Source organism: Vibrio sp. DNB22_10_4, assembly GCF_052879755.1.
Genome location: NZ_JBNNXW010000001.1, coordinates 1,785,454 through 1,811,471, shown reverse-complemented (window position 1 = coordinate 1,811,471; position 26,018 = coordinate 1,785,454). Strand labels below are relative to the sequence as shown.

General features: G+C 47.2%; 21 protein-coding genes. 12 read left to right on the top strand and 9 right to left on the bottom strand.

Translation table 11 applies throughout. The features are described 5' to 3' along the window. Positions 1-155: 155 nt before the first annotated feature. Positions 156-1,598 carry a sugar porter family MFS transporter gene (locus ACVA6Q_RS07780; protein ID WP_446647120.1) on the bottom strand — a complete coding sequence of 481 codons (1,443 nt, stop codon included), beginning with the start codon at positions 1,596-1,598 and terminating at the stop codon, positions 156-158. 553 nt (positions 1,599-2,151) lie between these two features. On the opposite strand from ACVA6Q_RS07780, the gene iolE reads away from it, so the two are divergent. The 10 genes from iolE (at position 2,152) to iolG (ending at position 13,072) form a co-directional block, all read left to right on the top strand. Next, positions 2,152-3,045 carry a myo-inosose-2 dehydratase gene (gene iolE / locus ACVA6Q_RS07775; RefSeq protein ID WP_418642605.1) on the top strand — a complete coding sequence of 298 codons (894 nt, stop codon included), beginning with the start codon at positions 2,152-2,154 and terminating at the stop codon, positions 3,043-3,045. A 113-nt stretch (positions 3,046-3,158) separates the two neighbouring features. Continuing rightward, on the top strand, positions 3,159-5,030 hold the full coding sequence (gene iolD / locus ACVA6Q_RS07770; protein ID WP_446647119.1) for a 3D-(3,5/4)-trihydroxycyclohexane-1,2-dione acylhydrolase (decyclizing): 1,872 nt from the start codon (positions 3,159-3,161) through the stop codon (positions 5,028-5,030). 73 nt (positions 5,031-5,103) lie between these two features. Beyond that, entirely contained in the window at positions 5,104-6,279 is a 1,176-nt protein-coding gene (locus ACVA6Q_RS07765; RefSeq protein ID WP_319556039.1) for a Gfo/Idh/MocA family protein, read from the top strand. 11 nt (positions 6,280-6,290) lie between these two features. Then, positions 6,291-7,286, top strand: coding sequence for a 5-dehydro-2-deoxygluconokinase (iolC, locus tag ACVA6Q_RS07760; RefSeq protein WP_418642603.1), 996 nt, complete (start codon positions 6,291-6,293; stop codon positions 7,284-7,286). A 169-nt stretch (positions 7,287-7,455) separates the two neighbouring features. Then, positions 7,456-8,325, top strand: coding sequence for a 5-deoxy-glucuronate isomerase (locus ACVA6Q_RS07755; RefSeq protein WP_112460629.1), 870 nt, complete (start codon positions 7,456-7,458; stop codon positions 8,323-8,325). 9 nt (positions 8,326-8,334) lie between these two features. Next, positions 8,335-9,162, top strand: a complete 828-nt coding sequence (locus tag ACVA6Q_RS07750; RefSeq protein WP_112460628.1) for a class II fructose-bisphosphate aldolase — start codon at positions 8,335-8,337, stop codon at positions 9,160-9,162. 77 nt (positions 9,163-9,239) lie between these two features. Next, positions 9,240-10,073 carry a MurR/RpiR family transcriptional regulator gene (locus tag ACVA6Q_RS07745; protein WP_446647118.1) on the top strand — a complete coding sequence of 278 codons (834 nt, stop codon included), beginning with the start codon at positions 9,240-9,242 and terminating at the stop codon, positions 10,071-10,073. A 98-nt stretch (positions 10,074-10,171) separates the two neighbouring features. Further along, positions 10,172-10,996 carry a sugar phosphate isomerase/epimerase family protein gene (locus ACVA6Q_RS07740; RefSeq protein ID WP_446647117.1) on the top strand — a complete coding sequence of 275 codons (825 nt, stop codon included), beginning with the start codon at positions 10,172-10,174 and terminating at the stop codon, positions 10,994-10,996. A 148-nt stretch (positions 10,997-11,144) separates the two neighbouring features. Then, complete coding sequence (gene iolB / locus ACVA6Q_RS07735; protein WP_446647116.1) at positions 11,145-11,975, top strand: 5-deoxy-glucuronate isomerase; 831 nt, start codon at positions 11,145-11,147, stop codon at positions 11,973-11,975. 113 nt (positions 11,976-12,088) lie between these two features. Beyond that, positions 12,089-13,072, top strand: coding sequence for an inositol 2-dehydrogenase (gene iolG / locus ACVA6Q_RS07730; protein ID WP_446647115.1), 984 nt, complete (start codon positions 12,089-12,091; stop codon positions 13,070-13,072). 74 nt (positions 13,073-13,146) lie between these two features. On the opposite strand, the gene ACVA6Q_RS07725 is transcribed toward iolG, so the two are convergent. From ACVA6Q_RS07725 to ACVA6Q_RS07710, 4 genes are all read right to left on the bottom strand, one after another. Beyond that, entirely contained in the window at positions 13,147-13,977 is an 831-nt protein-coding gene (locus ACVA6Q_RS07725) for a MurR/RpiR family transcriptional regulator (RefSeq protein WP_418642597.1), read from the bottom strand. Between the two features lie 249 nt (positions 13,978-14,226). Next, positions 14,227-15,246 carry an ABC transporter permease gene (locus ACVA6Q_RS07720; RefSeq protein ID WP_418642596.1) on the bottom strand — a complete coding sequence of 340 codons (1,020 nt, stop codon included), beginning with the start codon at positions 15,244-15,246 and terminating at the stop codon, positions 14,227-14,229. A gap of 117 nt (positions 15,247-15,363) precedes the next feature. Beyond that, the gene (locus tag ACVA6Q_RS07715; protein WP_418642595.1) at positions 15,364-16,857 is read right to left on the bottom strand and encodes a sugar ABC transporter ATP-binding protein; all 1,494 of its coding nucleotides are present in this window, start codon (positions 16,855-16,857) and stop codon (positions 15,364-15,366) included. A 62-nt stretch (positions 16,858-16,919) separates the two neighbouring features. Then, positions 16,920-17,927, bottom strand: a complete 1,008-nt coding sequence (locus tag ACVA6Q_RS07710; RefSeq protein WP_446647114.1) for a sugar ABC transporter substrate-binding protein — start codon at positions 17,925-17,927, stop codon at positions 16,920-16,922. Positions 17,928-18,456: 529 nt separating this feature from the next. Here ACVA6Q_RS07710 and ACVA6Q_RS07705 point away from each other — a divergent pair. Next, positions 18,457-20,364: a bifunctional 5-dehydro-2-deoxygluconokinase/5-dehydro-2-deoxyphosphogluconate aldolase gene (locus tag ACVA6Q_RS07705; protein WP_446647113.1), complete on the top strand. Its 1,908-nt coding sequence runs from the start codon at positions 18,457-18,459 to the stop codon at positions 20,362-20,364. Positions 20,365-20,387: 23 nt separating this feature from the next. Beyond that, a complete protein-coding gene (locus tag ACVA6Q_RS07700) occupies positions 20,388-21,899 on the top strand; it encodes a CoA-acylating methylmalonate-semialdehyde dehydrogenase (protein ID WP_446647112.1) in 1,512 nt (503 codons plus the stop codon). Positions 21,900-21,946: 47 nt separating this feature from the next. Here the strand turns inward: ACVA6Q_RS07700 and ACVA6Q_RS07695 are convergent, their stop codons facing one another. Genes ACVA6Q_RS07695 through ACVA6Q_RS07680 form a run of 4 tightly spaced genes read right to left on the bottom strand, consistent with a single transcriptional unit; the run spans position 21,947 to position 25,899 of the window. After that, positions 21,947-22,885 (bottom strand): LysR family transcriptional regulator, encoded by a 939-nt coding sequence (locus ACVA6Q_RS07695; RefSeq protein ID WP_446647111.1) that lies wholly within the window; start codon positions 22,883-22,885, stop codon positions 21,947-21,949. A gap of 33 nt (positions 22,886-22,918) precedes the next feature. Further along, entirely contained in the window at positions 22,919-24,019 is a 1,101-nt protein-coding gene (locus ACVA6Q_RS07690; protein WP_446647110.1) for an ABC transporter permease, read from the bottom strand. Further along, a complete protein-coding gene (locus tag ACVA6Q_RS07685; RefSeq protein WP_446647109.1) occupies positions 24,016-24,942 on the bottom strand; it encodes an ABC transporter ATP-binding protein in 927 nt (308 codons plus the stop codon). Before ACVA6Q_RS07685 ends, ACVA6Q_RS07690 begins: the two co-directional genes overlap by 4 nt. Continuing rightward, positions 24,943-25,899: an HlyD family secretion protein gene (locus tag ACVA6Q_RS07680; RefSeq protein ID WP_446647108.1), complete on the bottom strand. Its 957-nt coding sequence runs from the start codon at positions 25,897-25,899 to the stop codon at positions 24,943-24,945. Between the last annotated feature and the right edge of the window lie 119 nt (positions 25,900-26,018).

The following is a 26,018-nucleotide window of genomic DNA, read 5'->3' as shown; positions in this document are numbered from 1 at the left end:
GTCTCCTAATGCCGTCTTTCTCGCGCTCAAAATACCGCTTTGACGATGTGAGATTTCAAACGTGAGATTTCAAACGTGAGATTTAAAACGTGAGAGTAAAAACGAAAAATGGGAGCGGATGAAACCCGCTCCCAAATACGCCAAATTACTAATGGTTAAACATGAGCTTGGTCAGTAGAGTGGGTGTGTTTTTTACCCAGTTTCTCTGCCATTACTTCTTCCATTTTCTCCAGACTGACACCTTTTGTTTCAGGTACATAGCGAACGACCACATACATACAGATGATGGAAAGAATTGCGAATAGCCAGAAAGCAAATGCACCGTTAAAGTTCTCTTGTAAGTAAGCATTGTCGTTTAGCATCGGGAATGATTGCGTGACGATGAACCCCGTGAACCACTGAGCACCAACGGCAATGGCCATAGCGCGAGAGCGAATGCTGTTCGGGAAAATCTCAGAGATCATAGTCCAGCATGCGCAGCCCCAAGAGGTTGCGTAAGAAACTACATACAGACACAGTGCGAATAGAGCGGCATAGCCTTCAGTTTGTTGATACAACACGTAACCGACCACAAACATGCCGAGCGCACAGCCAAACGTGCCGTACTTCATCAGCGGCAGACGACCTACTTTGTCAATTAGGTACATGCCCAGTGCGTTACCTAGAATGAAGACCACACCAACGAAAGTTGTTTGGAAAAGAGCGTTTTCAGTAGACCCCGTGATCGGCTTTAGGATCTCTGGTGTGTAGTACATGATGACGTTGATGCCCGTTAACTGTTGAGCAGCAGCGACAAAGGTACCGATAACCAAAATAGCAAACAGCAATGGTGAACGTAGGCTGACTTTATTTTTGTTCGCACTGCGGCTGTCTGTGAGTGAATCTTGGATTTCACGGATAAGCTGATCGGCGTGCTGTGGATTTGAGATGCGAGATAGTGTCGCTTTTGCTTCAGTCAGTTTGCCTTTGAGAACTAACCAGCGTGGCGACTCTGGAATGATGAACAATAAAGCTGCGAACAGTGCGGCAGGGATAATTTCAGAACCTAGCATCCAGCGCCAACCCCAATCGACCAACCAAGCTTCAGACATACCTTTTGCGATCAGGTAGTTAACGTAAAACACCCCGGTTTGACCAATGACAGCAGACTGCTGGAACATACTCACTGCACGGCCACGGAAATCCTTAGGAGCGACTTCCGACATGTACATCGGCGATACTACGCAGGCTAAGCCAACGGCAATGCCACCAACGATACGTAGCATAACGTAAACACTGAAGGTGGAAGCAAGTGCTGAGCCCACTGCGGAGATCATAAATAAGATGGCGGCTATAAAGAGGGTGTTGCGTCGGCCATATTTTAGCGCGGCCCATCCGGCACTGACGGCACCGATAATACTACCGAGTACCACGCTGGACACTGCCCAGCCAGTTTGGGCTGAACTTAACCCAAAGTGCTCACGAATCGGACCAATCGCACCAGATATTACAGCGGTGTCATAGCCTAAGAGAATTCCGCCAAGCGCTGCAATACAACAGATACGAATGATATAGGCAAGATTGTGTTTACTAGCTTCTACCTTGGATGTAGCTTCCATTAGATTTTTCCTTATTGAGATTCCCTCAAAACTGTCCCTTTACCATCGAACAAGAGCTAGCTGAGGTGAGCCCAATACTTCGGTTTGTAGGGTACGAGTATTGGCATTCTATAAGTCCAGCAGATGTTATAGTTGTGTGTGTTTGAAAATAATTTTTCATTTTGCTGGTGTTTTAATCATATTGACTCTTTTTGATTTCTACTACCGGTAAACTGTCATTTTGTCCAAAAATGTTACCTGTATCAAACTATGATAAATCTTTTTCAAACCCTGCAAGTCATTTAAGGTATTGATTTTTATTGCTTTAATAAAAGTGAGATCTAGATCAAATACGATTGAAACCCGCGTTCTACTTAGGTTTTTTCCATTTTTAGTTTGTTTTGAAATTCTCAATCGATGATATGAAAAATATTTTTCAATCTCGTTTTTTTTGGCTAAAGTAGTCCTCAGTGAAACAACAGGAGATGTTCAAAGCTTCCCAACCCGATGACTTAGTCACCGCGATAGCTTTGAGTCACTTGGAAAATCTTTTAAACATTGTCGGAGAATAAAAATGAGCAACGTGCAATATGGAATTAGCCCACTGACTTGGACCAACGATGATATGCCAGAGCTTGGTGGCGAGATCCCTTTGGAAACATGTTTAAGTGAAATGGCTGAAGCGGGATTCACAGGCACTGAGCTAGGCACTAAGTACCCACGTGAGCCTGAAGTATTAGTACCTCTGTTAAAAGAGCATGGCCTTGTGTTGGCGTCTGGTTGGTATAGCGGCAATCTAATGACTATGACAGCAGATGAAGAGATTGCTGCTATGCAAGAGCACATCAAACTTCTGAAGGCGGCTGGCTGTAAAGCAATGGTTTATGGTGAAGTGAGCAATACCGTTCATGGCGACATCAACACTCCACTTTCTCAACGCGTCATCCTATCTATGGATGAGTGGAAGATGTATTGCGAGAAGCTAACGAAAGTAGCGGATTACCTATTGAACGAGCATGACATCAAGCTCTCTTTCCACCATCACGTTGGCACTATCTGTGAAACAGAAGACGACATTAATCTAATGATGGAATTCACAGGTGATTCTGTGTTCCTAACCTTAGATACAGGTCATATCACCTATGGTGGTGGTAACCCAGTAACCATGATTGAGCGTTGGGGTCACCGTATCGGCCACATGCATTTCAAAGATCTTCGTTTAGATGTAATGAAAGCGGCACGCGAAGCGGATAAATCTTTCCTAAATGCAGTACTAGACGGCGTATTCACAGTGCCAGGTACGGGCGATGTGGATTATGACGATGTATTTGCAGCGCTTAAAGCTCGCAACTACCAAGGCTGGTTATTGGTTGAAGCGGAGCAAGATCCTGCAAAAGCACACCCATTAACGTTCGCGAAAACAGCTTACGAGAACATCACGGGCTACGCGGAAAAATACGGCTTGTAATAGAGCTCTGGATAATGGGGAGCAGCGCTCCCCATGATAAAAGCTACGAGGTTAGGGATGCAAAACGTAGCTTACTCATGGAATGGACAACGTTGAGACTACCGAGGAAGAGAATGAAAACTGTACGCCTAACTGTCGCAGAAGCGCTTGCACAATACTTAGCTGCTCAAATGATTGAAATTGATGGAAAGAAAGAGCAACTGTTCGGCACCGCTTTTGCCATATTTGGTCACGGTAATGTGACGTGTTTTGGACAGCAATTAAAGAACATTGAAGACAAAATCCCGACTTGGCGTGGTCAAAACGAACAGTCGATGGCGACGGCTGCCATTGCTTATGCAAAAGCAAACCAGCGCCGACGTATTGGTATTGCGACGAGCTCTATTGGCCCAGGTGCGACCAATATGGTGACAGCAGCAGGTATTGCTCACACCAACCGACTGCCCGTTCTGCTGATCGCAGGTGACGCTTACGTAAGTCGACTACCTGATCCTGTATTGCAGCAACCAGAAAACTTCTATGATCCATCGATCACTTGTAATGATGCATTTAAACCTTTGACACGTTACTGGGATCGCATTATTTCACCAACACAGTTGATGCATTCTTTACCGCAAGCGATCGACACCATGCTTGATCCAGAGACATGTGGCCCAGCATTCATTGGTCTTCCTCAAGACATTCAAGGCGTCGCGTACGACTTCCCAGAAGTCTTCTTTGAAGAGAAAGTACACCGCATTCGTCGTCCAGAGCCAGAAATTGCTGATCTTGAAGATGCAAAAGCAGTACTGATGAAAGCAGAAAAACCGCTGATTGTTTCTGGTGGCGGCGTTCATTACTCGCTCGCAACGGATGAGCTTGCGGCATTCGCGAAACAGCACAATATTCCTGTCGTTGAGACCATCGCAGGTCGAGCAACGATGCTACAAGACAATCCTCTAAATGCGGGTCCTATCGGCGTCACTGGCTCGGATTCAGCAAATTATATGGCGGCGCACGCTGATGTTGTGGTTGCTATCGGTACGCGTTTGCAAGACTTCACGACTGGCTCGTGGAGCGTGTTTAAAAACCCAGACATGAAACTGATTACTATCAACGTCGGTCGTTTCGACGCAATCAAACATCGCGCATTGCCAGTTAAGTGTGATGCAAAACGCGGTTTGGTTGAGCTTTCGAAACTGCTAGGTGACTGGGAAGGCGACAGCGCATGGGCACAGACTGCGAAAACCCAGGCAGATGAGTGGAAAGCTGTAGTTCACCGCCGCACCAACCCTCAAGAGGGCGACTTGCTACCAGGACTTTCGTCATACGCAGAGGTAATTGGCAAGCTAAACAAATCCATGCAACCGGGAGATACCGTGTTGACAGCAGCAGGCGGCTTACCTGCTGAGTTAGCAATGAACTGGCAAAACTACCAAATCGGTAAATTTGATATTGAGTTCGGTTTCTCGTGCATGGGCTACGAAATTGCAGGTGGTTGGGGGGCGAAAGTCGCAAACCCAGACAACGACGTGGTAGTGCTTGTGGGTGACGGTTCGTACCTGATTCAAAACTCAGACATTTACTCATCAGTACTGACGGGTCACAAGATGATTGTTGTGGTGTGTGATAACGGCGGTTTTGCGGTTATCAACAAGCTGCAAAACAACACGGGCAACGACTCATTCAACAACTTACTTGAAGACTGCCGCCGTCCAGATGGCGAAGTGGCTCGCGTCGACTTTGCGAAGCACGCTGAAGCACAAGGCGCAATCAGCGAGAAGCTAACGTCTGTTGATGAGTTTGATGCAGCATTCCAGCGCGCGAAAGAAGCTGACCGTACTTACGTTATCGTTGTCGACATTGACCCAGTATCACCAGCAGCATGGTCTAAGTGCGATTGTTGGTGGGAAGTCGGTCTACCTGAAGTTACTCGCAATGACCACGTTGCAGAGAAAGTCGCCAGTTGGGAAGAAGGTCGCGCCACACAGCGCCGCGGCGTCTAGCTACGAATTCTATTTAATTTTCTAACACTTAATCTCGGCTCCTAGAAACTAGGAGCCACACAAGGAGTCAAGCATGTTTAATGAAGAGCGTCATTTTGAGCAGCCAATTCGTTGGGCAATGGTAGGTGGTGGTCGTGGTAGTCAAATTGGTTACTCTCACCGCAATGCAGCGCAGCGTGATGGCTTGTTTAAGTTGGTAGCTGGTGCGTTTGACCTAGATGCTGAGCGCTGCCGCGATTTCGGTGTCAATCTTGGACTAGACCCAGAGCGCTGTTATTCAAGCTATAAAGAATTGTTTGCACAAGAAGCGCAGCGTGAAGATGGCATTCAAGCGGTATCCATCGCAACGCCAAACTCCACTCATTATGAAATCTGTAAAGCCGCACTGGAAGCCAAGCTTCATGTGGTGTGTGAGAAGCCAATTACCTTTACCACAGAAGAAGCAGAAGAGCTTAAAACTATCGCAGCACAAAACAACTGTGTTATCGGTGTTATGTACGGCTATACCGGCTTCCCAATGGTTCAGCAGGCTCGTGAAATGGTTCAGCGTGGTGACCTTGGTGAAATCCGAGTCATCAACATGCAGTTCGCGCACGGCTTCCACAACGAAGAATATGAAAAGAATGATCCGGGTCTGAAGTGGCGTGTAAGCCCTGAAGTATCGGGTCCAACTTATGTACTAGGTGACATCGGTACTCACGCGTTTTATCTCAACGAGGTGATGACAGGTCTAGAAGTCGACAGCTTGGCATGCATGCGCCAGAGCTTTATCGAATCTCGTGCGCCACTCGAAGATAACGCTCACGTGATGATCAAGTTCAAAGGGGGCGCAGTGGGTACCTTGTGGGCATCGGCCGTCAACTCAGGCTCAATGCACCAACAGAAGATCCGTATCGTCGGTTCGAAAGCGTCGATCGAATGGTGGGATGAGTATCCAAACCAACTTCGTTACGAAGTACAAGGTGAGGCGCCTCGAGTGCTAGAGCGCGGCATGGGCTACCTATATCAAGATGCGGAAGGTGTCGCATCTAACCGCGTAGGTGGTGGTCATGCTGAAGGCTACTTTGAGTCTTGGGCAAACCTGTATCACCGTTTTGCGATGGCGTTTGATGCCGCTGATCGTGATGACCAAGAAGCGTTGGCGGGTATTTGGTTCCCTGGTATCGATGCTGGTATTGAAGGCGTACGTTTGTGTGAGAAGTGTGTTGAGTCGGCAGACCAAAACGCCGCTTGGGTTAGCTACAACTAATAGGAATGACGATGACTAAAATTGCATTTCAACAAGACAGACCGTTGGATGCCATCGTTTTAGGGCGCGCGGGTGTGGATCTATACGCCCGCGAATCCAAAACCGATATGGCAGACATTTCAGGTTTTAACAAGTTTGTTGGTGGCTCTGCGGCCAATATTGCAGTCGCTGTGAGCAAGCTTGGTGGCAACGTAGGTTTTATTGGTTGCGTAGCCAATGATGCTTTCGGTGGCTATGTCAAAGGTTACATGTCTGAGCAAGGGATCAACCTTGACGGCATGATGACGGATGATTCTGGCTCTCGCACGTCAGTGGCGTTCACAGAGATGAAACCAAGCGACTGCACTGTGCTTATTTACCGCAACAACGCGTCAGATCTCACCATCAAACCTGAGCAAATCGATCCGGAATATATCGCTAGCTCCAAGATGTTGGTAGTCACCGGAACGGCACTATCTGAGAGTCCAAGCCGCGAAGCAACCATTCTTGCTATGCAGCACGCTCGCCGCAGTAACACGCTTGTCGTTCTGGATGTCGATTATCGTCCTTATTCATGGCGCACTGACACAGATGCTTCCATCTACTACGGCATCGCATCGAGCCTATCTGACATTGTGATTGGCAATCGCGAAGAGTTCGACATGATGGAAACGGTCATCGCACCGGGCAACAAAGATGACGACGCTACCGCTGAGCGCTTTATGCGTGACAACACTCAAATTGTTGTCATCAAAGCGGGGGAGTTTGGCTCTAAGGTTTATTGCTGTGATGGTACTAAATTCCAACAAGGTATCTTCCGAGTAGACGTAAACAAACCATTTGGTTCTGGCGACTCGTTTGCTGGGGGGCTGATTTGGACGCTCGTTAACGGCGGCACATTGCAAGAGGGCGTGAGAAATGGCTCTGCAGCAGCGGCAATTAATGTCAGTGGCGATAGCTGCACAGAAGCGATGCCAACCAAAGAGCAACTTTTTGATTTTATTGAGACAAGAAACCAAGGTGTTTGATGGCATCAATTTGATGCGATTTTGAAGACAGCTTTTCGTCTCCCGGGCCGGTATTTCGACTCCAGATACTCGCGAAAATACACACCATCGTGGCCCGGTTTTTTCATTTGTGAACAAGTTTAGGCAATTAAAACTGCGCTCAACGAAAAGAGCAGTGAGGAGAAAGAACATGGGTAAACACATACCACCCTACGATAATAAAAATGAGCCCATTGTAGGTATTAACGACGAAGTGACCCCTTTGTGTTACTTCAACCAAGTCTGCTTGACTCAAGGCGGCACTTTCAATCATCAAGTTGAAGGCTATGAATCTGTTATTGTGCTAGCGGGCGGCACTTGCAGCGTATCGGTGACCAACGGCGAAGACACGCAAGTGTTCGACAACATCGGTAAGCGAGCTTCTGTATGGGAAGGTAACCCAGAAGCGGTTTACGTTCCACTTGGCTATACAGCGCAAATAGAGTGTGTCAGTGAAAATGCTGACATCATGATTGCAGGCGGTAAGTTTGAAGCGTCTCTAGAACCATTCTGCGTGCGTGAAGAGAACGTCGATATTGTTCAATACGGCTCTGATGACACCAAAACACATCGCAAAATCAAGCATGTTCTTGGTCAATCAAACTCGGAAAAACGTGGTCGTTTGCTAGTCAGCGAGCTGTTTACCGTTGGTGCAGGTGGTTGGTCTGGTTTTCCTCCACACAAACATGACGAAGACCGCGTAAAAGAAGATGGCAGCCGTGAAACGCTATACGAAGAAGTGTATCAGTTCCGTTTCAATCCTGATTTCGGTTTCGGTGCACAGTTCCTTTACGAACATGAAGATGATCACGGCCCGGTTTACCATGTAAAAACTGGTTCTGTTATCGCCATCGATAAAGGTTATCACCCGAGTGTGGCAGCACCGGGTTACGAGATGTACTACTTCACCATTATTGTCGGTAAAACAGAGAAATCTCTGATCCAACACTTTGACCCTCATCATGAATATCAAGTGAATACCATTCCAGGTATCAAAGATATGATTGCGAAATTCAAATAGGAGACGATGATGCTAGTTAATCTTAATGATTTATTACCAGACGCTGCAGCATCCGATTACTCAGTACCTTGCTTCAATGTTTTCGGTTACGAAGATGCGCGAGCTGTTGTAGAGGCAGCAGAAGAAGTGGGCAAGGCCGTCATTCTCGCTTGCAATAAAGATGTTGTTGATTTCTATGGTGTTGAGACCGCTGCGGCCATGTTCTTAAATCTTGCTCATCAAAGTAGCGTTCCCGTGTGCTTGCACTTGGACCATACTTATGAAGAGGACATTGTCTTCAGAGCGCTTAAGGCGGGCTTCAGTTCGGTGATGTTTGATGGCTCGCAGCTAACGCTGGATGAAAATATCGCACGCACTAAGAAAGTGGTCGAAGTGGCTCATGCGCTGGGCGCATCGGTGGAAGGCGAAATTGGTTCGGTGCCTTATGAAGAAGGGCGTGACCATATTAAGTCAATCTATACCGAGCCAGAGGATGCCGCTCGATTTGCTGAGGAAAGCGGTGTTGATTGTGTGGCGATTTCTGTTGGTAACATCCACCGCCTGACAGAACCAACGTGTACGATTGATTTTGGTCGTCTGGATCGCATCGCGAGTCATGTTACAGTCCCTCTTGTGATACACGGAACCAGCGGTATTCGTGATGAAGATATGCTCAAACTCAAACAGAGCCGCGTGTCTAAGTTCAATATCGGCACGTGTTTACGACAGGCTCTAGGCCACAACCTACGCGGTTATATGAATGATGAGCCGCAGAAATTTGATCGAATCTACTTTATGCAAAAAGCAATGCCTTATGTTAAGCAAGAAGCGATTCGCAACTTTGAGTTATTATCATAAAATAGAGTCCCCAACCTAACTCAGGGACGGGGACCGGTTGACTATTTATTGCGTTCGAACAGGAGAGCGTTATCACTATGGATGTAGAAGTAAAAGTACCCGCTGATTTAGATTCGCTGCGCGAACTTATCGTTAAGCGCTACGATGGCCTTAGTAGCCGATTGCAGCAGGTAGCCGACTTTGTCATGGAGCAACCGATGCTGGTCGCCGTAGAAACCATGGCAACCATCGCTCAACAGGCTAATGTGCCGTTGTCGACCTTGAGTCGCTTCTCTAATGCGATGGGCTTTGATGGTTTTACGTCTATGCAAATACTGTTTAGAAACCAGTATTTGAACCGTCCTAGAGACTATAAAGAGCGTGTTCGTAAAGCGCGTGAGATGGAAGATGTACCACACGACTCTCCGCAGGCCATATTCCAAGACTTTGGCGATGCCAACATTGAAGCGCTAGAGCAGCTTCAGGTTACGGTGTCTCCACAAAAGCTAGAGCGTGCCGTCGCCATGCTTGAAGGTGCTGAAACCATCTACATTCAAGGTATGCGCAGGGCTTACCCTGTCGCTTTCTACCTTTGGTATGCGTTAATGAAGTCTGACAACAACGTGGTACTGCTAGATGATCACGGTGGCATGTTGTCCCCAATGACACGCCGTATGAGTGAGAAAGACGTTTTGTTTACTGTGACATTCAATCCGTACGCGCAAGAGACCAGCGATCTTATCGACCAAGCACACAAAAAGAATGTTCCGATTATCGCTATTACCGATAATCAAATGACACCCCAGGGCAGCAAGATGGAAGTCTGCTTTGAGGTTCAAGAAGGTGAAGTCATGGGGTTCCGTTCGCTTAGTAGCTCAATGTACCTTGCCCAAACACTCGCGGTCAGCCTGATGTGTCGCGAAGTGAAGTAATCACAATTAATGACCACTAACCCAATTAAAGAGTAAGCCTTGTAGAGCTGATTCAGCAAGGCTTAGTTTCTTGCTGCCCAAATTCCAGGAGATTCTCTATGCGTTTTGCTTTACATGGAATGTGCTCGCTCCACAGCAATATTATTTCAGACATTCGTCTTGCTCATGATACGGGGTATCAAGGGTTAGAAATTCACACCGAAAAACTGTGGCGCTATATCAAAGCTGGCCTATCGGCAGAGCAGTTCAAACAGCGCCTTGATCAATTCAATATAGAGCCCACCGCGATCGACATCATTGGCGCCATCGAAGTCACAGATAAAGCGTCAAAAGCCCAGCTTTTCAAAGATACCGAAGTGTTGTGCCAGTTTGCACAGAAAATTGGCGCGCCTACTATCCAGCTGAACGCCTTTGAAGCGTTGAATGGATTGACGTTAGATCAAAACATTGAATTGACGGCGCAGAATATTCGCTCCATTGCGGATATTGGAAAAGAGCACGGTATTCGCTTCCAGTATGAAGGGGCGGCGTGGACACCCATCGCAACACTCGATGACTACTACCGCCTACTGGATGCCGTTGGGCGTGATAATTTCGGCTTTGTCCTCGATACATGGCATTTCTGGGCATGTCGCGGAGCTAGCTTGGAACAAATTGCTAGTATTGACCCGGCGCTAATCTATAACGTTCATATCTCAGACGGCGCTCGTCCAGAGCTAGGAGCGGCTTGGCCTGATGAAAGAGAACTGCGCGGGCACTTCATCGGTCACGGTGATATTCCACTTCAAGAATGGGTCGATGCTATTCAATCAACGGGCTACAAGGGCTACTACTCTGGCGAGTATCTCAACGACCAAATGTGGGAGCAGGATTACCACGATGTAGCTACCAAGATGCTCCAGGGCATGAAAGCGCTGTTCTAACCTCTTTGGGGCGTGGTTAAGTCCATTTGACGGTGAAAAAATCCTCAAGTTAAGTGGACTTTGCTGCACGCGTCACGAAATAAAAGTTTCAAAATATTATTATTGGATTAAATGTTTCAATAATAATTAAGACCAAGGAGGAGCCGCTATGTCTCACCTTCTTTCTAAATATTCGCGAGTTCAATCCGACTCCCTTGTTCAATCGATAACGCCAGAGAGTGCCAACTGGGAATACGTTGGGTTCTCTGTTCATGAGCTGACTGCGAATGAAACACTCACTCTTGCTCGCTCATCGACAGAGAAATGTTTGGTGCTGGTATCGGGAAGAGCAACGGTAACAGTCAAAGATCAGATATTTAGTCACATTGGTGAGCGGATGTCTCCGTTCGAGAAAGATGCGAACCAGAAGCCGATTAAGCCACATTCAGTCTATGTTGCCCCTGAGCAAACGGCTCATATTATTGCTGAAACAGATTTAGAACTCGCTATTTGTGAGGCGCCTAGCGAAGGCACTTTAGAAAGCCGATATATCAGACCGCAAGAGGTTGAAGCTGAGCACCGAGGTAAGGGACAAAATCAAAGATATGTACACAATATTCTCCCAGACAACAAACCGGCAGATAGCCTGCTGGTAGTTGAAGTGTTTACCGAACAAGGCTGCACCAGCTCATACCCAAGTCACAAGCACGATCAAGACATTGATGCGCAAGAAACCTATCTAGAAGAAACCTATTACCACCGCTTAAACCCAGAACAAGGTTTCTGCATGCAACGGGTGTATACCGACGATCGCGAGCTGGACGAGTGCATGGCGGCTTACGACAAAGATGTGGTGATGGTGCCAAAAGGGTACCACCCCGTGGCGACGATGGCAGGGTATGACAGCTATTACCTGAATGTGATGGCGGGCCCTAAGCGCCAGTGGCTGTTTAGCTGGGAAGGCGAACATGCCTGGATCAACTCACAGGATTATAAGTAACGGCGATGAGTGTTGTATGGCTCCCCACTGAGGCAATGCCACTCATGAACAGTTTATTCTGGTCAGACTCAACGATGAGCCTGACTAACGACAAGCAAAGGAAGGAGTGCAGAATGTATAATATCGCGCTGTTTGGAGCAGGGCGCATTGGGCAAGTTCATGCTGTGAACATTGCCAACCACCCTGAAACCAATTTGTATTCGGTGATTGACCCTTATGATGTCAATGCCAACTTGCTATGTAATCAATATGATGCTCAGCGACAATCGATTGAAGAAGCGATGGCAGATCCTAATGTGGATGCAGTGTGTATTTGCTCGGCAACGGATACGCATGCCGACTTAATTGAGCTGGGTGCCAAAGCGGGCAAAACCATTTTCTGCGAAAAACCTATCGATCTTGATTCCAGTCGAGTGCGCGATTGTCTAGGGGTTGTGAAGCAACATCAAGTGCCGTTGCTTGTCGGTTTTAACCGCCGTTTTGACCCTCATTTTGCCAACCTAAAACAGCGTGTCGTTGATGGTGAGGTGGGTGAGCCAGCAACGTTGACGATCACGTCTCGTGACCCTGAGCCGCCACCGGCAGAATACAGTAAGGTCTCTGGTGGGATGTTCCGTGACATGAGCATTCATGATCTTGATATGGCAAGATTCATTTTAGGCGAAGATCCGATATCCATAACGGCTCACGGTAGTTGCAAAATTGACCCTGAGATTGGAAAAGCGGGTGACATCGATACCGGTGTGATTGTGCTGAATTTTGCCTCTGGCGCTATAGCGACCATTCTCAACAGTCGTAAGTCTGGCTATGGTTACGATCAGCGTATTGAACTACATGGTGAGAATGGCATGCTTCAAGCTGACAATGTTTGTGAGAACTTAGTGAGTAAGACATCCGATCGTGGTGCGGAAAACGCTAAGCCGCTTCACTTCTTCCTAGAGCGCTACAAAGAGGCTTACATTGCCGAGTGGCAACACTTTGTCGATGTGCTAAATGGTGGTGTTCCAAACTGTTCAGGCGTGGATGGAGAGTTTGCTCTGCGTCTTGCTGATGCGGCGATTGAATCGATGAATAGTAAGCGAACGGTTGTTCTATAACGCGACGTACTATCAGTGACGCAACAATGAATAAACAGAGAAATAAAAAACAGCGCCCAAATAGGGCGCTGTTTTTACTTGTGTTTACTATTTATTGCCATAGAAACGGCGAGACTTTGAACCAAGCACAGCGAGGCTGATTGCGAACGAAAGGCGTCGACTTTGGCTTCTTTAATTACAAAACTCACATCACTAAATGCTGTCAGAGGGCTGACTTGACTATCGGTAATGACGATTTGCTTGGCACCGGCTTTGGAAGCCACTTCACTCAGTGCCACAGTCTCGTTGGCGTATGGGCTGAAGCTGATCGCCACAATCGCGTCGTTCGCGCTAATCATGCTCAATTGCTCTTCATACATACCGCCAAGGCCATCAATTAAAAATGCCCGCTTGTTCAAGTGTCTGAGAGCGTAAGTGAAATAGGAGGCGACACTGAATGAGCGTCTAAGACCAATCAGATAAATGTTGTCGCAGCTCTCGAGTATATCGATAGCGCTGTTAAGATCTTCTTCAGAGGTATGAGTCGCAAGAAAATTCATCGCTTGTGAGTTCGCGTTAGCAAACTCTTGTAGTATCTGCCTTGGACTTTCGGGGGTAAGCGGTTCTGTGTGCAGCTGTTTATGGATCCTAGCACGATCAGTATAGCTTGACGTTTCCTCGACGATTTTATTACGAAATAGCTGTTTCATTTCATTGAAGCCGCTAAATCCAAAAGCGCTGGCAAATCGAATCAAAGTCGATGGTGGGACTTCGGCTTTCTGGGCGATGACGGCGACGGTTTCCAAAGCGATATCATTAGGGTTATCTAGCACGTACTTCGCAACTTGTTGAAGACGCTTACTTAACCCAGAATACTCGAGTCGTATTTGTTCTTGTAATTCACTTAATGTCGCGGCCAAAATCATAGAGTTCTCCGAACGCCAAAACTAAAAGTTAGTGTTTATAAAATACCTGATTTGCGTTTGGTTTGAAATATTTGTTTCAAAACAGGGAGGGTTCACTAGAACGAAAAACGCGCCTTATTAAAAGGCGCGATGAGCCAAACCGAGTGCGACGATTCTAAGGTATCCAAGGTAACCAGAAATCCAAGGTATCTAACTACTCAAGGCAAGAGAGTCGCCTCGTACCCTACTCAAAGTGAATTATTGGGGCTGTTATTTGCTCTTCTTGTGACGTTTCATATCAAACATGACCGCAAAGATGATAACTAAGCCCTTCACGACTTGCTGCCAATAAGCAGAGACGTTGAGTAGGTCGAGTCCATTTTGCAGCACACCCATGATCATGGTGCCGACAATCGTACCTTGAATAGTACCAATGCCGCCTGCGTGAGAAACCCCACCGACTGTCGCTGCCGCGATAGCATCGAGCTCATACATGATGCCAAGGCCAGGCTGTCCAGAGTTGATTCGCGCTGCCAAGATAAGTGCTGAGATACCTGCTAATAAACCGGCGTAGGTGTAAACCAAGATTTTATAGCGCTTGACGTTGATACCTGAAACGTAGGCTGCGGTTTCATTACCGCCAATAGCGTAAGCGTACTTACCAAATCGGGTATAGTTTAAAAGCACATAGGAGACAAAGGCCATGACGGCGAAGATGATGACAGGTACCGGAATACCGAGAACGCTACCTTGGCCAATCCATTGGTAAGAATCGATAAGGCTACTGACAGGGCGGCCATCAGAATAGAGTAGTGCTGCACCGCGAGCGACGATCATCATTCCCAGCGTCGCAATGAATGGAGGGATACCGGTGTAAGCAATCAGTGCGCCGTTAATATAGCCACATAAGGCGCCGACGGCCAGCGCCGCAATGATAGGGACGATAACCGGCAACTCAGGCATGGCAGGATACATACGCATCGACCAATCGATAGTTTGCGCCATACTAGCTGAGACCACCGCGGCAACAGCCAGCACGGATCCTGATGATAAATCAATGCCTCGGGTAATAATGATGATGGTCACACCCAGTGCAAGAAGGCCGATACTGGCCATTTGTGTCATCACATTCAATAGGTTAGCGACCGAAAGGAATACGGGTGACAGGATGGACATGACAATACACATCACGACAAACACCACGTATATCGCATACTTGGAAATCATTCGTTTGAAATTGGTTGGAGCTTGACCTTCCGCGGAGGTCGCTTTGATCAGTTTAGCAATCATAACTGCATTCCTTGAGTTACTACTCAGCCACAAGCCTGGGTTTTCTAGACTCGAGGTGGTTTAAAATGTTGGGGGGTCTTTGTTCAATTGAGCTCTAAAGTTAGAAAAGCCCTATGGTCAATTGAGCGCCATCGACATAATTTTCTGTTGTGTGGCGTCCGACCCTTCGATATGGCCTTTTAGCTTGCCTTCGTGCATCACCAAGATGCGGTCACTCATGCCCATGACTTCGGGGAGTTCGGAGGAGATCATGACCAAACTTTTGCCCATGCCCGTCAGTAGGCGCATGAGTTTGTATATTTCTGATTTCGCACCCACATCGATTCCGCGCGTCGGTTCATCGAGGAATAGAATGTCCGGTTTCGTGAGCATCCATCGAGCAAGTAACACTTTTTGTTGATTGCCTCCACTGAGGTTGTCGATCATTTCGTACATACCTGGCGTTTTGACTTTCAACTTTTCGCAATGTGTTTGGCTGTCTTGCTTCATCTTGCGGACATCGAGAACATTCACGACTTTGTTTCGGTAAGCGTCCAAATGAGCGATAGAAGTATTGGCGAAGATATCCAGCATAAGGTAGAGCCCTGAGTGACGTCGATCTTCGGTCAAAAATGCCATCTTGTGGCTTATCGCATCTTGCGGCGAGTTGATTTCGACCGTATCCCCATTAATGCGGATAGTCCCAGTGTCTTTTTGTCGAACGCCAAACAGGGTTTCGATTAATTCTGTTCGCCCAGCACCAACAAGACCGGCAATACCTAAAATCTCACCTTCGTGCAGCTTAAAGTTGATGTTGTTAAATGCACCTTCAACACTGAGGTTTTCAACTTCTAGTCGAGTCTTGCCTGGTTTTGCGGTAGCTGGTGGGAAGACATCTCCGAGATCTCGGCCGACCATCATCTGCACTAACTCTTCATTGTTGGTGAGTTTGGCCTCGCGTTCACCCACAAAGCAGCCATCACGAAAGACAGTGATGTCGTCGCAGATTTTGAAAATCTCATCCATCTTGTGGCTGATATACACGATGGCACAGCCACGAGACTTGAGCATTTCAATGATTTCAAATAGGTGATCCACTTCTTTGTCGGTTAGGGCAGAAGTGGGTTCGTCCATGATGATGATCTCTGATTGATACGAGATAGCTTTGGCTATTTCCACCATTTGCATGGTCGCTACGGTGAGCTCGCTCATCGGAGTTCTAGGATCCAGTTTGAGATCCAACTTACTCAATAGCTCGGTGGTGTCGTGATACATTTTTGCGTGATCAATAAGGCGTAATGGACCTTTTACAGGTTCTCTTCCTAGCCAAATGTTCTCGGCAATACTGCGATGCAAAATTGGAGAAAGCTCCTGATGGATCATTGAAATTCCGGCTTCTAAGGCTGCTTTTGCTCCTTGAAATTCAACGTTCTCTCCTTTGTAACGAATGGTACCGCTGTCTCTTTGATAGATACCAAACATCACTTTCATTAATGTCGATTTACCCGCGCCATTTTCACCCATCAACGCCATTACTCGGCCTTGTTTTAAAGTGAGCTGCACGTTGTCGAGCGCTTTTACACCAGGAAAGGTTTTGGTGATACCACGCATTTCTAGTAGGACTTGGCTCATACTATTACTACTCCAAAAAAGCTCCGTATTCGTTAGAGGGGGAGAATACGGAGCGAGGGTGGTTAACCTTCTTGCTTCGCTTTAAACGCTTCGAGGTTGCTTTGAGTTACAAGCTCTGCAGGTATCCATGTGACTTGTTGGTGTTGTTTGCCGTTAACTGCATCGACGGCTGCATCAATGGCTCCACGCGCTTGGCTGCCGCCATCTTGGAACACTGTTGCACTCAATGCGCCGTCTTTCACTGCGACCAAACCATCAGGTGTTGCATCGACACCCACTACAACGATATCGTCAAGCTTGCCTGCGGCACGCAGTGCTTGAATCGCGCCAAGTGCCATATCGTCATTGTTTGCTACGATGACATCCAATTTGTCACCTGAATTTAGCCAGTTCTCCATTACCGTCATGCCTTGTGAGCGCTGCCATAAACCGGTTTGCTTTCTAACCACGTTGAAATTTGGGTTGTCTGATAGGAAGTCTTCCACACCTTTGGTACGCATGATGGCTGCTTCATGCGTCAGCATCCCCATTAGGATTGCGACGTTGCCACCATCGACAGAATCAACAATGTATTGAGCCTGTGTTTCACCAAACTTAAGCTCCTCTGAGCCCACGTAGTACACGCTATCAGGCAGGTAGTCTGGGCGACGGTTGAGGTAAACTAATTCAATATCGGCTTTAATGATTCGGTCAGTCAGTGGTTGGGTCGCATCTGTATTGACTGGTACCAAAATAATGGCGTCCATCTGTTGCACGATGAAGTTTTCGACTTGCCCTAACTGTTTGGCAGCGTCTTCCTTAGCGTCAACAAAAGTAAGTTCGACTTTGCCGTCAAACTGTTTCGCGTAGGTGTCCATCGCATCTTTCATGTAGACCAAGAAAGTATCGTCAAAGTTAGGAATGGCGACACCAATACGAGTTACCTCTTCTTTTTTCTCTTCTTGACCACACGCGGTAAGAACAATAAGCCCAAGAACCAATAGTGTTCCTTTAAGCAGTGCTTTTGTGTTTGACGCGAGTATTAACAATCTATCCAGCAACATAGTAATCCCTTGTTTCTTAGTTGGCATAAATGCCTCCTTGGTATCCATCACACCTATCTGGCGATAAATATGAACGTTTCATTTCGTTATTAGATGAAATCTATAGAGCATTTATTCAGTATTCGATCTGATTTTTAATGAACAGCAGTTCAAGAATTAATTGAAAAATATTTTCTAAACGCTGTTGGTGATTAACTATAATCTGATGTTTAAATTATCACCACTGTAAATGTGGCGTAATTGTTAAAAGTGTTACTCTGATCTCACTTGGAATTTGGGTTTATTTCTAATTTGGAATTTAACTTGTTGTTTTTAATGGTCTTTTATATTTTGAAATGGGTGTTTTAAAAAAGTAATCAGAAGAGGCTTAGAGATCATGCTTAACTGAAACAAGAATGAAGGAAAATGAAAAATAATTATCGAAAATGGCATTTTTGTCGGCATTTTCGTGAAGGTGAGTATGAAAAGTAGCCACAGGTCACGGTTTTTCATTCTGATTTCAATTTATAATTAAATGAAATAAATGTTTCATTCCATTCTTGGAGGAGATAACGTAATGAGGCAGCAGCAAAAGATGTTTGATGTGATCTGTATGGGTAGGGTAGCCGTTGACTTCTATGGTCAGCAAATTGGTGCTCGTCTTGAAGATATGACCAGTTTCGCTAAGTATCTTGGCGGTTCATCGGGAAACGTCGCCTATGGCACGGCTAGGCAAGGCCTAAAGTCTTCGATGTTAGCTCGCGTAGGTGATGAGCATATGGGGCGATTTCTTCGAGAAGAGCTACAAAGGCTAGGGGTCGATACCAGTTATCTTATTACTGATAAAGAGCGGCTAACAGCGATGGTGATTCTCGGTATTAAAGACGAGGAGACCTTCCCTCTGATTTTCTATCGTGACAACTGCGCCGATATGGCCATTACCGCAGAAGATGTCGATGAAAATTACATTGCTTCTGCACGTTGCCTTGCGATTACAGGGACGCACTTATCGAATCCACAAACCCGAGATGCAGTACTAACGGCACTTCACTATGCACGAAAACATGGAGTAAGAACCGCGCTAGACATCGATTATCGACCGGTATTGTGGGGATTAACCTCTTTGGGAGATGGTGAAACACGCTTTATCGAATCTGGCGCTGTGACAGAGCAAATGCAGGAAGTGCTCGGTTTGTTTGATTTGATCGTTGGCACTGAAGAAGAGTTCCATATTGCTGGTGGTTCAACAGATACGTTACAAGCCCTCAACGGTGTTCGTAAGGTAACCGATGCTGCCCTTGTTTGTAAGCGTGGCGCTTTAGGGTGTTCGGTATATGACTCACAAATTCCGAGCGACCTTGACGGAGCTATTAACGCCACTGGAGTTCGAGTTGATGTGCTTAATGTACTGGGGGCGGGTGATGCCTTTATGTCGGGATTATTGCGTGGATACCTAAATGATGAGGGTTGGCAGCAAGCGTGTGACTACGCGAATGCTTGTGGTGCCCTTGTTGTTTCCCGTCATGGCTGCGCGCCGGCGATGCCGAGTAAGGAGGAGCTAGACGACTACTTATCTCGCGCTGAATCAGTCCACCGCCCTGATCTTGATCCCAAGCTAAACCACTTACACCGAGTCACTACAAGAGATAGGTCTTGGGGCGATATTTGTATTTTGGCCTTTGATCATCGAAGTCAGTTTGAACAGATGGCGCAGGACGTCGGAACTGATGTATCTCGAGTATCAGTGCTGAAACAATTAATTCTTGAAGCTTATCAAGAATCCGTTAACGAACTCGAGCTGCAAGGACAAGCTGGACTGCTATGCGATAGTACCTATGGCCAAGCTGCACTTAACCAAGCTACAGGCAAAGGGTGGTGGATAGGGCGACCAATTGAGCTGCCGGGTTCAAGGCCGTTGGAACTGGAGCACGGCAACATTGGTGGGCAACTTGCGACGTGGCCGCAAGAGCACATTGTAAAGTGTCTGGTGTTCTATCACCCAGATGATGAGCAAGATTTAAAGACTCAACAAGAGAATACCCTGTCAGAGGTGTATCAAGCGTGCTGTCAGTTTGGTCATGAATTGCTGCTTGAAGTCATTCTTCCTAAATCTTTGCCGCAAGACCAAGTCCACTATATTAACGCAATTCAACGCCTCTACGACATCGGTATCAAGCCAGACTGGTGGAAACTGCCACCTTTGAAGACGTCGATGTGGGAACAGTTGGAGCGGGTGGTTAATCATCAAGACCCACATTGTCATGGTGTGGTGTTACTGGGATTAGATGCCCCTCAGGATGAGCTAATCGACGGCTTTTCTCAGGCTCAAGGCTGCTCGCTGGTCAAAGGGTTTGCTGTCGGTCGAACCATATTCGGCGAAGCATCTAAGCAGTGGTTGGCTGAACTTATTACTGATGAAGCCTTTAAAACAGAAATCAAGCAACGCTATCACACGCTCGTTTCAGCTTGGAAGCACAAGGCTTAACTTACAGAGAATTTGGAGTACATATGGAAACCGTTCAAAATTATATCGCTGGTCAAATCGTCTCAAGTGACAGTGAGCGCTTTGCGCCTGTCTATAACCCTGCGACTGGAGAGCAGATTAAACAGGTAGCGTTGAGCACGCAGCAAGAAGCGAATGAGGCTATCAACGTTGCCAAACAGGCATTCTCCACGTGGTCAAAAACCTCTCCTTTGAAACGGGCGAGAGTGATGTTTCAGTTTAAGGCTCTCCTTGAGAGCAATATGGATAAGCTAGCACGACTGATTTCAACGGAGCACGGGAAAGTCTATTCAGATGCGGTGGGCGAGGTGACTCGTGGCTTAGAGGTAGTTGAGTTTGCGTGCGGTATTCCTCACCTGCAAAAAGGGGAGCATTCAGCCAACGTGGGTACGGGCGTAGATAGCCACTCGTTAATGCAGCCTGTTGGTGTATGCGTCGGCATAACCCCGTTTAACTTTCCCGCCATGGTGCCGATGTGGATGTTTCCAATAGCCTTAGCGACGGGAAATACATTTATTTTGAAACCGTCAGAAAAAGATCCTTCTACAGCGCTTCTGCTTGCGCAGCTCTTAAATGAAGCTGGGTTGCCTGATGGCGTGTTTAACGTGATCAACGGTGATAAAACGGTGGTAGACACCTTGCTTACTTCGCCACAGGTAGATGCAGTGAGCTTTGTAGGATCAACGCCAATAGCAGAGTACATCTATGCTACGGCTTCAGCTCATGGCAAGCGCTGCCAAGCTTTGGGCGGTGCTAAAAATCACTGCGTGTTAATGCCTGATACCGATCTTGATATGGCGGTGAATGCGATAATGGGTGCTGCTTTTGGAGCGGCGGGTGAACGCTGCATGGCGCTGTCCGTCGCTGTCGCGGTTGGAGATGATATCGCGGATAAACTTGTCGATGCGCTTACAACCAAGATCGCCCAGATGCGTGTGGGACCAGGCTTAGTTGAAGGCCAAGAAAACGACATGGGGCCAGTGATCTCCGCCCAGCATAAGCAGAAAATCTGTGATTATATCGCGAGCGGACAGGAGCAAGGGGCTAACATTGTGATAGATGGTCGAGACTTTTCAGTGTCTGGTTATGAGACGGGCTATTTTGTTGGCCCAACACTTATCGACAACGTGACGCCAGAGATGACCGTTTACCAAGAAGAAATTTTTGGACCTGTCTTGGCCGTTGTTCGGGTTAGTGATTACGACACTGCCCTGGAGCTTATCAACCAACATGAGTTTGGCAACGGCACCGCTATCTTCACTCGCGATGGTGAAACAGCGCGCCAGTTTAGCGAAGATGTGCAAGCGGGTATGGTTGGCATCAATGTACCTATTCCGGTACCTATGGCGTTCCATAGCTTTGGTGGTTGGAAACGCTCAGTCTTCGGCCCACTCAATGTTCACGGCAAAGATGGCGTTCGTTTTTATACCAAAATGAAAACCGTCACCAGTCGCTGGCCTGCTAGTGTTCGTTTAGAACAGCACAGCAGCGCGTTTTCGATGCCGACGATGGAGTAAGTCTCTGGATATTCGCGTACAAAAGGCCGTTGAAAAACGGCCTTAATCTATTTTGAGCTCTTGAGCTGAGCTTCCACGAACTCTCTCAACCAAATGAGCGCTGAGTTACGCGCCATTTTAGTTGGCCACACCATGTAAGAGTCGAAGGTTTTTGTTTCAAAAGGAAACGGGTGCGATTGAAGGTTAAACATATCCCCGTATTGAAGGAACAGCGTTTCCGGCACAACCGCCAACGCTTGGGATTGCGATACGGAAGGTAGCATGCCCAGTAGTGACGAATGTTGGCTAAATATACGTCTGGGAGGAAGTATGTCGCTCACCAACCATTCTACGAATGTAAGGTTATCACGGCGGATATTGAGGAGTACGTGGCTCTCATCCATGTAGTGTTGTTTGGTCATCTTTCCGTTTTCCAATCTCGGGTGAACGGCGCTAGTAATGCAAACTAATCCGTCACTGTGAAGGAGTTTAGACTGGAACACACGGCTGTCTGACGGAGCGACATCAATCACTAAGTCGACCTTCTCCATCCTCAGGTCTTCGTATATGCGTGCGTCATTTGGAGGGAGTTCTTTGAGCACAAGACTGATGTTGGGGTAACTGTCGAGTGCATGCATATTCTTGTGCAGCCGGAGCAATGCGGCTTCATGACAATAGATAACAAAACGGCGTCGGCTAGAATTTGGGTCGAAATTTGCTAGTCCCTCAAGCACTTTGTCGATACCCAAGATGTGCTCTTGAACGTGCTCGTATAGTTCTACTGCAAAACGGGTGGGTTTAATTCCTCGGCCTGTGCGAGTAAACAGTTCACTTCCCACTGATTCTTTTAGTCGAGCTAGCGCATTGCTTACCGATGATTGAGTGAGATCTAATTGCTCAGCAGACTTGGTCACCGATTGGGTTTCGAAAGTAGAGACAAAGACCCGTAGCAAGTTGAGGTCAAACTTTTTCCCGTTAGCTTTTCCACTTTGATTACTTGTTGTCATCTCGCTTCCTTGCGTTAGCTCTGTTGAGAGTCATTAGTCCAAGTTCTTCTTAAATCTTAGCGCAGCCACAACAATACCTATGAAGGTAAATCCAGCCAGCCAAAGTGTATCTCGCCATACGTCTGCTAAATCAGCACCGCGTAAAATAATTCCTCGAATCATGCGCATAAAGTGAGTGGCCGGTAAAGCTTCTGCAATCCACTGAGCGGCAGTGGGCATGGCTTCGTAGGGGAACATAAAGCCAGAGAGTAGAATGGAGGGAAGCAGAATAAACACGGTCATTTGCATCGCTTGTAGCTGGGTCTGAGCGATGGTTGAAATCACCAGCCCTAAGGTGAGGCTAGCGGCAATAAACAGTAAGCTACCGAGTAGTATCTGGCTGATTTGCCCATTAATGGGAACGCTGAAAATGAGGTAGCCCAAGCCTAAAATAATGAAAATTTGGATAAGACCGATGAAGATATAGGGCACGATTTTGCCAATCATCAATTCAAGCGAATGGATCGGCGTGGTGATAAGTAGCTCTAAGTTGCCCCGCTCTCGTTCGCGCACGATGGCCGCGCTGGTAAACAGGATCATGGTCATGGTCAATATCACCCCAAGCAGACCAGGCACGATGTTGACCGCAGAGCGCTGGCTGGGATTATACAGCAAGGTTGCTTCAAAGGTTTTGGTTTGGTTGGGCTGATACCCTGCGATAGCAAACTCCGCTATCGGCATGGTTTGCAGTGCAAGTAAGGCTGCACTTACCATGGTATCAGAGCCATCCACAAGCCACTGTCCTAGAGTTTCTTGGTGTGTGATACGCTGGGTTAGGTTGGTTGGTAAAATTAATGCGGCGCGCACGACACCTTCTCTAATCGCTGTTTCTGCTTCCTTAACGGTGGCGTATTGAGCTTTGACATTTACCACCTGAGTGACTTTTACGGCTTCTACAATCACCCGACCAGGCGCTGACTCACTTTTATCCACGATAGCAACCGGTATATTGCGCACGTCCGTGTTCATGGCAAAGCCGAACAGAATAAGCTGAATGAGTGGGATCATAATCACCATGCCAAAGGTGATGCGATCGCGTGAAAGTTGGCGGATCTCTTTCACCATAATGGCGCTCATACGAGTGAAACTTTTCATTGTCGGCCTTCCCCTGTGACAGAGACAAAGACATCTTCGAGGCTAGGTCTTGCTGGTGTGAGTTCGCAATTTTCTAGCTCGGGAAATGTGTTAATGAGCCACTTAATGGGATCGGTAACTTGCTGGTAGATGAGTACACGTAGTCGAATACCAAGCTGAGCGGCAGAGCGTACTTCTGGGCATACAATGAGGCGTTCTTTTAACGCTCTAAGATTCGAGGCTTTTACTTCAATGATGTTGACACCCATGTTGTTCATTAGGGTTTCTGGTTCGCCATCGGCGCGCATCTCACCGGATTCCATAATGACTAAGCGATGACAGCGCTCGGCTTCATCCATGTAGTGAGTGGTGACCAGTATCGTGGTGCCTTGATCACTTAGATCAAACAGCTGTTCCCAAAAGTCGCGACGATTCTCAGGATCAACGGCGGATGTGGGCTCATCTAAAAACAACAACTCGGGGCGATGCATGGTGGCACAAGCGAGAGAAAGTCGCTGCTTTTGTCCTCCGCTCATGCCGCCGACACGCTGCTTTTGGAGGTTAGAGAGCCCATAAATGGTCATTTGCTCGGCGATTCGTTGTTTCAGCAAAGCTCTATCTAAGCCAAATATCTGGCCTATAAACTGAAGGTTTTCAAGAACGGTTAAATCATCATAGAGAGAGAATTTTTGCGTCATATAGCCAATTTTAAGCCTGAGTGCTTCAGATTGTTCTGGGATCTGTAAGCCGAGCACGTTGACCTCACCTTCGGTGGGTTTTAGCAAACCTGTGAGCATGCGAATTGTTGTAGATTTTCCGCATCCGTTTGGCCCTAAAAACCCGTAGATACTGCCTTTAGGCACAGAGAGGTTAATTCCGTTAATGGCGGTAAAGTCACCAAACTTTTTGACCAAGTTGGTCGCTGTTACTGCAATGTCTGTCATCTATTTGAGTCCTTGCAAGTCGACTTGAGCTGGGACGCCAGTCGGCAGGCTTTCTGCACTCGCAGGAAGGTCAATTTCGGCCAAATACATAAGTCGAGAGCGTTCGTCTTCTGTGAGGGCATAGTAAGGCGTGAACGAAGGGTCGGCAGCCACCCAGCGCACGCTGCCAGTTAACACCTCATTGAGACCGTCAACGTGTACATCAACTTGCAGTCCAGGAACGAACTTTACGCGCACAGAAGAAGGAACATAGACTCGGGCATAAGGGATACGATCTGCAAGCACCACAGCAACAAACGCCCCAACGGAAACACGTTCGCCTAGGTTATACGGCAGGCTATCTAAGATGCCATCTCGAGTGGCAGTAATAGTCAACTCATCAAGCTGTTGAGTTTGTAAAGCAACATCGGCTTTAGCGGCGGCAAGCGCGGCTTCTGCTTGAGTAATATCTTCGGGTCTAGAGCCTGCGGTGAGTTTGGAAAATTCCTCATTGGCAGAGTTTAACTCGGCTCTGGCAGTATCACGGCTGGCGACCGCTTGGTCTTTTTGCGATTGGCTGGCGAGTTTTTTTCGCACTAGCTCAGAGGCGCGGGAATAGTTTTTCTGAGCTTCGGTGAGTTTTGCTTCTGCCATATCGACTTGCGCTTTGGCGGCAGCAATGTCTTCCGGTCTTTCACCATTGGTTAGACGCAGTAAGTAAGCACTAGCTTTAGCCTCTTCGGCGATGGCATGCGCTAGCACGGCTTCTTGGCGTTTAGTATCAAGGCGGACAAGGACATCACCAGTTTTGACACGGGTTCCCTCTCTTACAGGGAGCTCACGAATGATCTCATTGGCTGTGGAAGAAAAAGAAATACGATCTCTTTCCAGTGTGCCTAATGCCTTGCCGTTGTCATCGTTTTGGCAGCCAAGGAGCGTTAAGACTAGTGGAATAATGACTAGCAGTGAACGTTTCATACCTAACCCTTCTATGGAGATCTACTATCAATATTAGAAGGGTGTTGGCTATTTTCTAGCTGAATTTCATCAAGTTATGAAGTCAAGTCGCTTTTTAGCGATTCGGTGACTGGATAGAT